The organism is Streptomyces sp. RLA012 (genome assembly GCF_056270325.1).
On sequence record NZ_JBWDPA010000002.1, the window covers coordinates 2171332 to 2183613 of the forward strand.

The following is a 12282-nucleotide window of genomic DNA, read 5'->3' on the forward strand; positions in this document are numbered from 1 at the left end:
TGTGGCCGTGATGGCACCAAGTTAGTTCTCGCGGGCCGGACTGCGCCCGCTTGCGAGGCGTTTCTGCCCCTCGGGCATGGGCAGGACCGCCAGTGCGGTGTCTGCAATATTCCGCAGCGTCTCCGGGTCCAGGCCGGCCTTGCCTACCGCCTCGATACCGCGGACCACCGTCAACAGCAGTGCCGCCAACCGCTCCGGATCCGCAGCGCTATCGATGTCGCCGTGGCGCTGGGCGGCGCTGATCTCCGTCCGCAGCAGGGTCAGCAGTGCCGTCATGGTCTCGGCCGACCGTCCGGCGACCGTCGGATCATGCTGGGCCAGTTCCGCCGCGCCCTTGGCCAACAGGCACCCGCGGCGCTCGGTGTCGGAGGCGGTGTTCTCCGCCATTAGGTGCACGTATCCCGACAGCCGGACCAAGGCCTCTGCGTCCGGGCCACCTGCCAGCCGCCCTTCGGCCACCTCAACGACTGCGGTGCACCAGTCGCCAAACACACGGTGGAACAGCTTGCCCTTGTCGCCGAATGCGCCGTACAGGCTGCCCTTGCCCAGGCCGGTCGCCTGGGCGATGTCGTCCATCCGGGTTCCTGCATAGCCGGTCGCCCAGAACTGTTCCCGGGCCCGCTCCAGGACTTGGCGTTCGTCGAATGCGCGTGGTCTCGGCATGGTCTCAGCCTATCCATTCTTGACTCGATCGTCCATTACTGGCTATGTTATGGACGATCCATTCCACAACTGAAGGGGTTCGACATGCCAGGCGTGCTGCAGGAGAAGGTGGCCGTGATCACCGGAGGGACCAGCGGGATCGGGCTGGCCATCGCCCACCGCTTCGTCCGGGAGGGCGCACGGGTCTTCGTGACCGGCCGGGACATCGACCGCCTCGAAGCGGCAGTCAAGGAGATGGGTCCTGCGGCCACCGGCGTACGATCCGACGTCTCGGTCCTGGCCGACCTGGACGCGCTCTACGCGCGAGTCCGCGAGGAGGCCGGACGCATCGACGTGCTGGTGGCCAACGCGGGAATCGTCGCGGACGCCGCGCTCGGCGCCCACACCGAGGCGAACGTCGACCTGACACTCGCCGTCAACGTCAAGGGCCCACTATTCACCGTCCAGAAGGCGCTTCCGCTGCTGGCGGAGAACGCCTCCATCCTGGTCATCGGCTCAAGCAACAGCGTGCGCCCCAATGAGCACCTCGAGGTCTACAGCGCCTCGAAGGCAGCGTTGAGCAACCTCGTGCACAACTGGGCCCGGCAATCGCGAGAGCGTCGATTCCGGGTCAACGTCCTCAGCCCGGGACCCACGCGGACCCCTGCCCTGCTGCGCGCCGCGGGGCCGGACGTCGACCGGTTCGCCGAGGCCGTCGTGCCACTTGGGCGGCTGGCCGACGCCGAGGAAATCGCCGAGGCCGCCCTCTTCCTGGCTTCGGCCGCCTCGTCGTTCGTCACCGGCGCCGAACTCTTCGTCGACGGCGGCTACACCCGGGCCTGAACGACGGCCGGTGGTGCGCATCCGGTTCCCTCGAAGCGATGGGGCGCACTCCCGGCCGCGCGTGTGCGTCGTACGAGGCCCAGTGCGCTCGAAGCAACGAGATCGTGGCCGCGGCCGCTTTGGATGACGTCGGCCGCCACCCCGACTGCCGGTCCGGCAACGCCGGCCTCCGCTGGGTGCTCATCCATCTCGTCGAGGAGACCGGACGGCACGCGGGGCACGCGGACATCGTGAGGGAGCTGCCTGACGGGGCGAAGGGGTACTACTAGGTCTCTCCGGTGGGTCACGACCGGAGCCAAAGTCGGATCGAGGCAACGGTGACGGTGCCGTAGAAGACGTAGGCGCGTTTGTCGAACCTCGTCGCCACAGCCCGGAAGCCCTTAAGGGCATTGATCGTCCGCTCCACCTCGTTCCTGCGTTTGTAGATCGTCCTGTCGAAGCCGGCGGGCCGACCTCCCTTGCTGCCTTTGTGCTGTCGGTTGGCCCGCTGGTTCTTCGGTTCGGGGATCGTGTGCTTGATCTGGCGTCGCCGCAGGTAGCGGCGGTTGCGGCGGGATGAGTAAGCCTTGTCTCCGCCGAGGTGGCCAGGCCGAGTCCGCGGTCGCCCGCCATCCCGGCGGGCGACACGGACACGCTCCATGACCGGGATGAGCTGCGGAGCGTCGCCCCACTGCCCCGGGGTGATCAGCAAGGCGAGTGGGCGGCGTCCGCCCTCACCGGCAAGGTGGATCTTGCAGGTCAGGCCGCCCTGTGAGCGTCCCAGGCCCTCATCGGGGCGGTGCTGCAGGGGCGTGTGTCTTTTCCCGGAAGCCGCGGGGGTTTCTTACGTGCTCCCGCAGCGTGTTGGTGGGCCCGGCAGGAGGTGGAGTCCACGCTCACCATGGACCAGTCGATGCGGCCTTCCGCGTCAGCATCGGCGAGTACAGCCGCGAAGAGCTTGTCCCATGTGCCATCCGCTGACCAACGCCGATGCCGCTCGTACACGGTCTTCCACCGACCGAAACGCGCAGGCAGATCCCGCCACGGTACCCCGGTGCGCTGCCGGAACAGAATCCCGTTGATCACCCTGCGATGACTCTCCCAACGGCCCCCGCGCTGACCGGACTTCGGCAGATGCGGCTTCAGCCGGGCCCATTCTTCATTTGTGAGATCTCCGCGCCCCATGAGCATGCCAACGAACCAAGGCTGCGGCAGTCACAAGATCCGCCGGACACGGGTCTGTGTAGCGAACGGTGGAACTCGGTCGGTTTTGCTCAGAAGCCGTATCCCAACCGAACGTGATCGCTTGATTTCTGCTGGTCAGGCATGGTGTGGCTGGGAATGAGAGAGGCATCCGGCGTCTTGTTTCCGCTCCGTGAGCGAGGGGTGCGCGATGGCGTCGGTGCTGGGAATGCTGGAGGAGCGGGAGACAGCGGCCCGTGTGCGGGTGGAAGGGCTGCGGGAGGAAGTCGCCCGGTTGGCTGAGGTGTTGGAGGCCGCCGAGATCGGTCTGGACCGGCGGGTGATCGCGCGGGAAGAGCTGGTCGAGGCCCTGGCAGCCTCGGCTGCCGAGACCACCGCCGTGACCCAGGCCGAGGCCGGGGAGGAAGCGGAGCCGTCGCTCGCGCCGGTGCCGGGCTCGACGGTGCCGCGCTGGCGGGAAGGGCTGCCGGTGACGGTTCTGGCGCCGGACTATCAGCGCATTCTGAGCGTGCTGGAACAGCAGCGATCCACGGGTCACGGGCCGCTTCGAGCCAAGCAGATCGCGGTGGAGCTGGGCCTTGGCGCGACGCCGGCGAAGGTCGAGGGGGTGCGGTCGAAAGCCCGGCGCCTGGCGGAGCGCGGTTGGCTCCTCTTGGAGGTGTCCGGGGCATTCAGTGCCGGCCGGCGGCCCGTGGCCGTCCCAGACGCCGGCTCATCCGCGTGACCATCGACCAGCGGATCATCGCCTCGCTGGTGGCGGGCAGCGTCTCGTAGTCCCGGGCCAGACGGCGTGAGTTCATCAACCACGCGAACGTGCGCTCTGCCACCCACCGCCTCGGCAGCACCACGAACCCCTCCATGTCGTCGGTGCGCTTGACGATCTCCAACGTCAGGGCAAGTTTGTCCCGGCACCAGCCGACGAGGGAGCCGGTGTAGCCGCCGTCGGCCCAGACGAGGGTGATGTCGCGGTGCAGACGGCGCAGCCGGGTCAGCAGGCCCGCCGCGGCGTCCCGGTCGCCGATGTTCGCCGCGGTGACCGCGACGACCAGGAGCAGACCGAGCGTGTCGGTCACGATGTGCCGCTTGCGGCCCGGAACCTTCTTCCCGCCGTCGTAGCCGCGGGAGGCGGCGCCGGCACCGTCGCGGCAGCCCGCACCGACTGCGCGTCGATGATCCCCGCCGTGGGCTCGGCCTCGCGGCCCTCGCGCTCACGGACCTTCCCGCGCAGCCGGTCGTGGAACTCTGCGATCAGCCCGTGCTCGCGCCAGCGGCGGAAAAGGCGTAAACCCGGCCCCAGTCGGGGAAGTCCGCGGGCATCGCCCGCCACGAGATCCCGCCCGCGACCAGATAGCGGATCGCGTCCAGCAGCCAATGCCACGAAGTTAAGGCCCTGTTGGCGGTGTCAAGCGTGGCGGGAGACAGAAGGGACCTCTGCTATCCAGGGGATCGACCAAGATCTTCCTGAGAAAGCAGAGGCCCAGTGGCCAAGTCTGTCATGGGCGGAACCGATGACGTGTTCGCGCCTGGTCATATTGGTGAGTTAACACAGGTCATCCCACCCGAGTTGGTCGATGCGGTACTGGACGAGACCGGGGCGCGCGAGCGACGACTTCGGAGCCTCCCCTCTCGCGTTGGGGTGTACTTCGTGCTCGCGCTCGGGCTGTTCGAGCATCTGGGCACCGGACTGGTGTGGGGCAAACTCGCAGCCGGACTCGCCGCCCGGGTGCCGCAGCCCTCGGAGAAGGCACTTCGCGATCTGCGTCGGCGGGTCGGGGTGGCCCCGCTCAAGCGGCTGTTCGACGTGCTGGCCGGCCCGCTGGCCCAGCCGTCCACACCGGGAGTGCGCTACCGCCGCTGGCGCACGGTCGCCTTCGACGGCTGCGGGAGCCTGTCCGTTCCCGACCACGAGCGCAACCGGTCCTGGCTCGGCCGCACCGAACGCCGCTACGGCCCGACTGGCCACCCCCGGCTGATGCTCATGACCCTGTGCGAAACAGGCACCCGCGGCCTGATCGCAGCGGTCTTCGGCCCCGCCTCCAAGGGCGAGACCGACTACGCCCACGACCTGACCGGCCACCTGACCCCGGACATGCTCCTCCTGGCGGACCGCGCCATCGACAGCAACGACCTGCTCGCAGACATCGCAGCTCAGGGGACTCAGTTCCTGATACGTGCTACCAGCACCCGACGACCGCCGGTGCTGGCGCTGCTGCCCGACGGCTCCTACCTGACCCGGATCGGCGGCCTCCCGCTGCGGGTGATCGAGGCCGAGATCCACTCCCGCACCGCCGACGGCGGCGACTTCGGCGGGACCTACCGCCTGCTGACCACCCTCAACGACCACCGCACCGATCCCGCCGACCACCTGGTGCGTCTCTACCACGAGCGCTGGGAGATCGAGATCACCTACCTGGCTCTACGTCACACCCTGCTCAAAGGCCGAGTTCTACGTTCGAAGGACCCGGTGGGCCTCAACCAGGAGATGTGGGGACTACTCACCCTCTACCAAGCCCTGCGCTCGGTCATGGTGACCGCGGTGGAGACAATGCCCGGCTGCGATCCCGACCGAGCCGGCTTCACCGTCGCTCTGGAAGCCGCCCGCGACACGGTGGTCAGCCTGGTCGCAACGACCGCGACCTCAGGGCCGAGCAGCCCCTCCGACCTGGTGGGACACATCGGCACCCGCGTTCTGCACGCGCTGCTCCCCGGGCGCCGGATGCGCCTGTCCGCCCGCATCGTCAAGTGCGGAACCTCCCGCTGCAACATCTGGAACCGTGACGGCCGTCCACGCGCCAGCACACCGATCACCGCCATCGAGATCACCGTGCACCCACCAGCCCTGCCCAGCACGCAGGACCCGAGCCGGGCCCTCTCCGGCCGTTGGGGCCAGGTCTGCCAGCTCTTGGCCGCGAACTCCAACCAGGCCATGCACACCCGGGACATCGCACGGCATCTCGGGCTCCCCACCTCGGGGCGCCCCCTCAGCAGCCTCACCGCGCAACTCTGCTACTGGGCCCGCAACGACCGACTCATCCGCACCGCGCCAAGCACATACAAGATCACTCTCCCTGACGCCTTGACACCGCCAACAGGGCCTTAACTTCGTGGCATTGGTCCAGCAGCTGCCGGTGACAATTGCCCTCAGGCCGGCCGCCCCGCCCCTGAAGCCAGGCCGGCACCGGCAACAACGGCCGGATGGCTGCCCACTCAGCGTCCGACATGTCCGACGGATACCGGCGCACCCGATCGGGATGATCGGCCGCGTTGCCGTACACGTGCGCGAGGCAATCGCACGACACGGCGGGCGAGTTGAAGGCAACGGGGTCGGGCGCGTACAACAACGACAACAGGGCCTCCGGGAACCGCTCGGAATGGGATCGCACCCCCGAGCTACCAGGAGGCCCTAATCCGTTGCTAAGGGCGTTCCGAGGAAGCGGTTGGTTCCCGGGATGTTCGAGTGCCGGACCGTGACACCTCGTGGCTGCCGGGCGGGCAACGCCTCGCTTTAGACAGCGTGCACGGTCCTGGTGCTCATGGTGGTGGCGGTCACGTGGGCGCCGTACGGATGCCCCAAGAGGCCCTGGCGTGTGATGCCTCAAGGCAGAGCGGCGACATACGGTGCAGCGTGGCCGCCACCCCTGTCGACGGCTGTTGGTGCTCGTCGGCACTGGACGGACACCTGTGCAGGTCTGGGCCTTGATGCCTCCAGCCAGAGCGGCGCCGTCCAGGGTCGTCGAGCGTCAACACCCGCCGCTTGATCACTCGTTGGTGTTGGTGGTGCGAGCCCGCCGCACGGTGACCTCTTGATACGCCCGAGCCGTCCGAGCTCCCGCGCAGACCGAGGCCCGTGGGGTGCGCTGGTGCCACGAACGGCTAGTGAGGTGGAGGCACATCCGCAGGACGGTTGATGCCTGGGATTAGGTCGCTCGCGTGGCCCGCATGCGCTCGTGACCAGCGTAAAGACCTGCACATCGGGGAGGGAACTACCTTGATCTACTGCGGAATCGACTGGGCGGAACGAACCTGAGATCGGGGACGACCACAGCCGCTTCGCCGACGCCCGCGGCCTGAAGGCATACGCCGGCTCCTCGCCCATCACCAGGGCCTCCGGCAAGAAGTCGTCCATCACACGGCGGTGGGTGAAGAACGACCGGCTCAATCACGCCGGCTACCTCTGGGCCTTCGCCTCACTCCGGGCATCCGCCGGAGCCAACGCCCACTACCGGCGACGACGCGAGCACGGCGACTGGCACGCCGCCGCCCAGCGCAACCTCTTCAACCGCATGATCGGCCAGCTCTACCACTGCCTACAACACCGCCAGCTGTTCGACGAACACACCGCGTTCCCCACCGAACTCGTCGCCGCAGCTTGACTCGTTGGCATCGTGAGGTGTCTGCCTTCATGCGCGTACCGCCGGAAGATCACCCGACCAGGAACTCCGTTCGATCCACACGTTCCAAGGTCGGTTGAGATACGGCTTCTCAGGTCCGTTCACCACGGTGGCCATTGCGGCTGGTGCGGCGTCCAACTTGCCCATCGGTTCGGGTCCCTCCCCACCTGCTCTTCAAAGTTCCACCCGATCCACGTCAGCTCCCTTTCAGGCCGGGCAACTGCCCGTATCCGATGGGTTATGTGTGGCGCCCCAGAGTCGGCATCCACATTTTCCCCTGGCCTTTCGGCCTGTCGGCGTTGGCTTCTTGGACCATCCTGTTCCCGCTATGGCATCGGCTTCCCTTACGGCCACCCACTGCCGCTTGGCAGACCACATCGGGGTTCCCACGTTCCGCTCCCTCAAGATTCGACTGAGCAGGGCGTCCCCTATACCCCGGGCCCGGTGGTGTCAGACTCCCCCCAAGAACGTCCAGAGGGATCACCTGGCGCTTCTCTACGCCGAGGGCCTGTCAGCCAGTACCACGTCCCGTCTCCTGGCCGTTGGGTTTTCGAGGCATTGCCGGGGATTCGCACGTGCTCGCCCATCCCAGTCTTCCCCTCACCTGTGTTTCCCGGACGGTTCAGGACACCTTGGGCTTTCCAGTCCGGCTTCACACCCCACCATTACCAGCGACGCATGCGGACCTGGGGACTGACATCCAGACACTTGTCAGGGGGGCGACCCTTGTATTCGCTCTCTGAGGGTTGCCCCCACTTGATTGGAGCGACCTCGTGTCGCACCGTCCTCCACCCACCGCGACCCCGGACGCAGCTCCAGCAGCGGCTGGCGCAGGACGGACAGGACCGCGTCGTCGTTCGCGCAGGTCTCCTCGACGACCTCCTTCAGGCTCACGCCCCGGGCGTGGGGTGTGTAGCGCTCCCGCAGGGTGGCTCCGGCGTCCTCCACCACAGTGGTCACCGCGGTCAGAAGCGTGGCGCCGAGGCCAGGCATGGCTGTGGCCATGGGGTGCTCCCTGAAGTCGGTAGTAGCGGGCCGGTGTTGGGTGTTCCTCTCGGCCCCGCGTCTCGTAGGTAGAAGCCACCACTGTTAACGACAGTTGCATGATATTCATTTGTATAGTTACTGTCATGCAACTGGATTTGAATCTGCTTACTGCCCTGGACGCGTTGCTGGAGGAGGGCAGCGTGGCTGGAGCCGCGGACCGGCTGCACGTCACCGCGCCGGCCATGAGCCGCTCGCTGGGCCGTATCCGCAAAGCCACCGGGGATCAGATCCTGGTCCGCACCGGACGCCACATGACGCCCACCCCCCGTGCGCTGGCCATGCGCACCGAGGTCCACGCTCTGGTACAGCAAGCTCACCAGTTGCTGTCCGCCCATACGGACCTCGACCTGGCAGGCCTGGAGCGGGTGTTCACCGTCCGCTTGCACGACGCCCTCACCACCGCCTGCGGGACCGCCCTCGTCGCCGCGGTGCACCGCCAGGCCCCGGAGGTGAAGGTGCGTCTCACGGTCGAGCCCGGCCACGACACCCCCGAGCTGCGTCGCGGCGAGGTCGATGTGGCCTCCAGTGCCGGACCGCCGTCCCAGCTCGACATCCGTCACCGCCTCATCGGCCAGGACAGGATCATCCTTGCTGTCCGGGCGGGTCATCCGCTCACCGAAGGGCCGGTGACCGTCGAGAGGTACGCGGCGGCCGATCACGTGACCGTCTCCCGGCGTGGAAGCCTCCGCGACCGGGTCGACGAGGTCGTCGCCGCCCTCGGCCACGAGCGCCGTGTCATCGTCTCCGCCCCCGCGACGGACACCGCGCTGCAGCTCGCCCGTGACGCCGACGTCGTGGTCACCCTCCCCGACGCGGTCACCCGCTCCGCCCGCGACCAGCTGGGCCTGATCACGCTGCCGCTGCCATTCGACCTGCCACCCGTACCTCTCTATCTGCTCTGGCACCAGCGTTACGACAACGACCCCGCCCACACCTGGCTGCTCAACCTGGCGACCCAGACCCTCCAGGACCTGTTCACCAGTCCCGACGCCTCTGACCAGTAGCGTTCCGGCAGGGCACTCCTCGACGGGCTTCAAGCGCGGCTGGGTGTGTCGACATGGATTCACGATCCCGACCCGCCTTCCGGTTGGAGGTCGTGGGCTGTTTTCGGCGCGTCGGCCTTCCCGCGGTGGATGCGGCGTAGGCCTTCGATGACGCCGGTCACCACGAAGGCGAGTCCGACACCGACGGCGATGGCCAGCGGCGTGTTCTCCTGAAAAACGACACCGCCGAAGTAGCCGGTGAGTGCGGTGTACGCGCTCACCGCCGAAGTAGCCGGTGAGTGCGGTGTACGCGCTCCAGGTGGCGGTGGCGAACGCGATGAACAGGAGGTACTTGCCCAACGGGTAGCGGACGAGCCCGGTGGACAGGGTGGCCAGGTATCGGCCCACCGGGATGAACCGTGTGGTCACCAGGATGAAGCCGCCGCGGGCGTCGAGTTCGCGGGTGAACCAGTCGTGTGCCGCCCGGCGTTTGCTGCCGGACGGCAGGCGCTTGAGTATGCGCACCCCCAGCAGCCGCCCCACTGCGTAGGGGACGAGATCGCCGAGAAGGGCGCCGAGCGTCGTGGCAGCCACGACGAACACGATGTCGGTCTGCCCGGTGGCGGCATAGACGCCTGCGACGATCACAACGGGTTCGCTCGGGATGAGTGGGAGAAAGGAGTCGAGGAAGGAGACCGCGATGAGCACGGCGTACAACCACGGTGAGGCGATGGCCGACTCGGCCAGCTCCAGCCAGTCGATCACAGGGCACCGGCCTTCGTGGGTAAGTGCGGATGGGCTGTCATGGTGCGTCCCTCCAGGGAAGGTTGGTTGGTCACAGATGCCCAGATGAGCAGGTGCGGAAGTGCGGCCTGAGTGAGGGGAGAGCAAAGAGCTTTGGGGAGCCCAAGTCGTCGGAAAATCCGGCGCCGGTCGTGCTGCCGGACTGTGGCGAGGCCAGGAGCCGACGACAAGGATGTCGGTGGGGCGAACCCGGTGAAGGCCGGCAGCGGCCAGTCGGTCCAGTTGCGCGGGCCGATGACGTCGGCCGCCCCGCCGGCTCAGGTGGCGGGGGCCGTGGTCAGCATCCAGTGGCTGAACGTGGCATACCGGTGCGCGAACTCGGCGGCATCGGAGGCCCGTTCAACGGCGGCGGCGTGGTCACGGACGCCGTCGAACCGGGTGGTGCGGGCGGCTTCGTACCGGGCAAGGGCCTTGGCCATGTCGCTTTCGTGGGCCAGGCAGTCGCGCAGGACACCGGCGTCCTCGATACCGAGAGTGCCGCCTGCGGAGATGTGCGGGGACAGTCCGTGCGCGGCGTCTCCGATCAGCGCGACCCGCGCGCTCGTCCAGTGCGGCAGCGGGGGCACGAACATGATCCGGTTCTCCAGGATGTCCTCTTCCGGAGTGCCGGCGATCATCTCCAGCAGGTCGTCGTGCCAGCCCCCCTCCGCGAGGTTCCGGGCACGCCGCAGGGCACGCTCCCGCTTGCCGCCGCTGAGCGGACCGGCCTCGAACTGATTGATCATCCACATCGTCGTGCCTTCCGCGACGCGCCCGTACCCGCCGCGGGTACCGTCCCGTCCCACCGTGAGCACGGTGCCCTCGGGCCGTTCGTTCCCGGCGGGCACCATCGCACGCCAGGCGTAGTGCCCGGCGTGCACCGCGGCGTCGCTGCCGGGTACGAGTTGGGCGCGCACGCGGGAGTACACCCCGTCCGCGCCGATCAGCAGATCCGCCCGGAGCTCTTCACCTTCGGCCAGGTGGACGACGATCTCCGTCTCGTTCTCGGTGTACCCGGCCACGTGCGCGCCGAGGCGGATCCGGTCCCGGCCGACGGCGTCGGCGAGCAGATTGTTCAGCGCGGGTCGCTGTACGAGCAGGAAGCGGTGCTCGCGCGCCCCGAATGCGGCGGCGCGGACCGGGTGCCCGGCGGCGTCGTAGAACCAGGTGTCGACTTCGCGGCCCATGCGGCGCACCGCGGCACCCACGCCGATGCGGTCGAGTTCGCGCAGGGCGTTGGGCCACAGGCCGATCCCCGCTCCGGCGGCACGTATGGCGGGTGCCTGTTCCAGGACCGTGACGTCATGGCCGATCAGCCGGAGAGACGCCGCGGTGGTGAGCCCGACCAGGCCGCCCCCGACGATGACAGTACGCAAGACCCGTTCCTCTCGTCACTGGCGCCGTCCGGCGCCTGCATCCAGTGAAGAAGCAACGGGAGATAACTTCAAATGCATGATTCTGATCTTTAGCATTACCTTCATGCATTTGGATCTGAACCTGCTCATCGCGCTGGACGCGCTGCTCGACGAGGGCAACGTCGGCGCCGCGGCCCACCGCCTGCATCTCTCACAACCGGCCATGAGCCGCACCCTGGGCCGGATCCGGCGGGCGACGGGCGACGGGCGACGAGATCCTGGTCCGCGCCGGGCGGGCGATGCTGCCCACGCAGTACGCCGAGGAGATTCGCGAGGAGGTGCATGCGATCGTCACCCGTGCCCAGGCCGTCCTCGTACCGACCACCGAGGTCGACCCGGGCACGCTGGAGCGCACCTTTACGTTGAGGTGCAACGATGTCGTGGCCGACGCGCTGCTGCCGCGCCTTGCCGCTCCGCTGTCCACCGCCGCGCCCGGCGTCTGCCTGCGCGTGCTCGGTGAGTCCCCCACGACGGTCGACGAGTTGCGCCAGGGTGCCGTCGACCTGCAGATCTCCGACGAGTTCCCGCAGCACGGCGACACGCGCACGGCCACCGTACTCACCGACAGCCTCGCCGTCGTCGCTCGCGACGACCTGCCGTACACCCCCTCGACCTGGGAGGGTTTCACCGCCGTGCCGCACGTCGTGGTGTCCCGGCGTGGCCGCACCCGTGACCGCCTCGCCGACCTGACCGAAAGCCACAACGTGCGCAGGACCGTCGCGTTCACCGTGCCGACACTGTCCCTGGCACTGCGCATGGTGGCCACCCACGACCTGATCACCGTCGCCCCGGCGCTGCTCGGCACGCACGGACTCCCCACGGGCCTACGCAGCTACCCCCTGCCGGAGCCCACCCCCTCCATTCCCCTCGTCCTCGCCTGGCACGCCCGCCACGATCGCGATGCTGCCCACCGCTGGCTCCGCGACCTGATCACCACCACCCTCACCGCCATCACGAACGCCGGGCCTGAACGAGCGGTGCGGCCAGGGTAGGGGC

At 68.3% G+C, this 12282-nt stretch carries 11 protein-coding genes and 4 pseudogenes; 8 read left to right on the forward strand and 7 right to left on the reverse strand.

Going from position 1 to position 12282, the window contains the following annotated elements:
- Positions 1 to 21 precede the first annotated feature (21 nt).
- The gene (locus tag RV986_RS10135; RefSeq protein ID WP_475917083.1) at positions 22 to 663 is read right to left on the reverse strand and encodes a TetR/AcrR family transcriptional regulator; all 642 of its coding nucleotides are present in this window, start codon (positions 661 to 663) and stop codon (positions 22 to 24) included.
- 84 nt (positions 664 to 747) lie between these two features.
- Here RV986_RS10135 and RV986_RS10140 point away from each other — a divergent pair, with 84 nt between their 5' ends.
- Together RV986_RS10140 and RV986_RS10145 are read left to right on the forward strand one after the other, a co-directional pair.
- Positions 748 to 1485, forward strand: coding sequence for an SDR family NAD(P)-dependent oxidoreductase (locus RV986_RS10140; protein ID WP_269249756.1), 738 nt, complete (start codon positions 748 to 750; stop codon positions 1483 to 1485).
- Between the two features lie 41 nt (positions 1486 to 1526).
- Positions 1527 to 1754, forward strand: a pseudogene (locus RV986_RS10145) (mycothiol transferase); the annotation flags it as partial.
- A 14-nt stretch (positions 1755 to 1768) separates the two neighbouring features.
- On the opposite strand, the gene RV986_RS10150 reads toward RV986_RS10145, so the two are convergent.
- Positions 1769 to 2649, reverse strand: a protein-coding gene (locus RV986_RS10150) for an IS5 family transposase (protein WP_475924240.1) whose coding sequence is annotated in 2 segments (ribosomal slippage) — positions 1769 to 2289 and positions 2289 to 2649 — 882 coding nt in all. Because the reading frame shifts where the segments join, the coding sequence is not laid out codon by codon here.
- 208 nt (positions 2650 to 2857) lie between these two features.
- Between RV986_RS10150 and RV986_RS10155 the strand changes: the two genes are divergently transcribed.
- Positions 2858 to 3391, forward strand: coding sequence for a hypothetical protein (locus tag RV986_RS10155; protein WP_475917084.1), 534 nt, complete (start codon positions 2858 to 2860; stop codon positions 3389 to 3391).
- On the opposite strand, the gene RV986_RS10160 is transcribed toward RV986_RS10155, so the two are convergent.
- Positions 3339 to 3740: a transposase gene (locus RV986_RS10160; RefSeq protein ID WP_475917085.1), complete on the reverse strand. Its 402-nt coding sequence runs from the start codon at positions 3738 to 3740 to the stop codon at positions 3339 to 3341. The two genes, RV986_RS10155 and RV986_RS10160, sit on opposite strands and share 53 nt — an antisense overlap.
- A 422-nt stretch (positions 3741 to 4162) precedes the next feature.
- On the opposite strand from RV986_RS10160, the gene RV986_RS10165 reads away from it, so the two are divergent.
- Together RV986_RS10165 and RV986_RS10170 are read left to right on the forward strand one after the other, a co-directional pair.
- Entirely contained in the window at positions 4163 to 5767 is a 1605-nt protein-coding gene (locus RV986_RS10165; protein ID WP_475924241.1) for an IS4 family transposase, read from the forward strand.
- Positions 5768 to 6692: 925 nt separating this feature from the next.
- Positions 6693 to 7040 (forward strand): annotated as a pseudogene (locus tag RV986_RS10170) (transposase); the annotation flags it as partial.
- A gap of 729 nt (positions 7041 to 7769) precedes the next feature.
- Here the strand turns inward: RV986_RS10170 and RV986_RS10175 are convergent.
- Positions 7770 to 8063: a hypothetical protein gene (locus RV986_RS10175; protein WP_475917086.1), complete on the reverse strand. Its 294-nt coding sequence runs from the start codon at positions 8061 to 8063 to the stop codon at positions 7770 to 7772.
- A 125-nt stretch (positions 8064 to 8188) separates the two neighbouring features.
- Between RV986_RS10175 and RV986_RS10180 the strand changes: the two genes are divergently transcribed.
- Positions 8189 to 9109, forward strand: coding sequence for a LysR family transcriptional regulator (locus tag RV986_RS10180; protein ID WP_475917087.1), 921 nt, complete (start codon positions 8189 to 8191; stop codon positions 9107 to 9109).
- A gap of 59 nt (positions 9110 to 9168) precedes the next feature.
- Here RV986_RS10180 and RV986_RS10185 read toward each other — a convergent pair whose 3' ends face one another.
- The 3 genes and pseudogenes from RV986_RS10185 to RV986_RS10195 form a co-directional block, all read right to left on the reverse strand.
- Positions 9169 to 9369, reverse strand: coding sequence for a hypothetical protein (locus RV986_RS10185; protein WP_475917088.1), 201 nt, complete (start codon positions 9367 to 9369; stop codon positions 9169 to 9171).
- A gap of 19 nt (positions 9370 to 9388) precedes the next feature.
- Positions 9389 to 9853: pseudogene (locus RV986_RS10190) on the reverse strand (DedA family protein); the annotation flags it as partial.
- A 296-nt stretch (positions 9854 to 10149) separates the two neighbouring features.
- On the reverse strand, positions 10150 to 11247 hold the full coding sequence (locus RV986_RS10195) for an FAD-dependent oxidoreductase (protein ID WP_475917089.1): 1098 nt from the start codon (positions 11245 to 11247) through the stop codon (positions 10150 to 10152).
- A 103-nt stretch (positions 11248 to 11350) separates the two neighbouring features.
- Between RV986_RS10195 and RV986_RS10200 the strand changes: the two are divergent.
- Together RV986_RS10200 and RV986_RS10205 are read left to right on the forward strand one after the other, a co-directional pair.
- A pseudogene (locus RV986_RS10200) lies at positions 11351 to 11476 on the forward strand (helix-turn-helix domain-containing protein); the annotation flags it as partial.
- Positions 11477 to 11525: 49 nt separating this feature from the next.
- Complete coding sequence (locus RV986_RS10205) at positions 11526 to 12278, forward strand: LysR substrate-binding domain-containing protein (RefSeq protein ID WP_475917090.1); 753 nt, start codon at positions 11526 to 11528, stop codon at positions 12276 to 12278.
- Positions 12279 to 12282 lie beyond the last annotated feature (4 nt).

Coding starts and splice junctions, on each gene's coding strand:
- RV986_RS10135 (WP_475917083.1), bottom strand. CDS start 663: ATGCCGAGACCACGCGCATTCGACGAACGCCAAGTCCTGGAGCGGGCC.
- RV986_RS10165 (WP_475924241.1), top strand. CDS start 4,163: ATGGGCGGAACCGATGACGTGTTCGCGCCTGGTCATATTGGTGAGTTA.
- RV986_RS10155 (WP_475917084.1), top strand. CDS start 2,858: ATGGCGTCGGTGCTGGGAATGCTGGAGGAGCGGGAGACAGCGGCCCGT.
- RV986_RS10175 (WP_475917086.1), bottom strand. CDS start 8,063: ATGGCCACAGCCATGCCTGGCCTCGGCGCCACGCTTCTGACCGCGGTG.
- RV986_RS10205 (WP_475917090.1), top strand. CDS start 11,526: ATGCTGCCCACGCAGTACGCCGAGGAGATTCGCGAGGAGGTGCATGCG.
- RV986_RS10180 (WP_475917087.1), top strand. CDS start 8,189: ATGCAACTGGATTTGAATCTGCTTACTGCCCTGGACGCGTTGCTGGAG.
- RV986_RS10140 (WP_269249756.1), top strand. CDS start 748: ATGCCAGGCGTGCTGCAGGAGAAGGTGGCCGTGATCACCGGAGGGACC.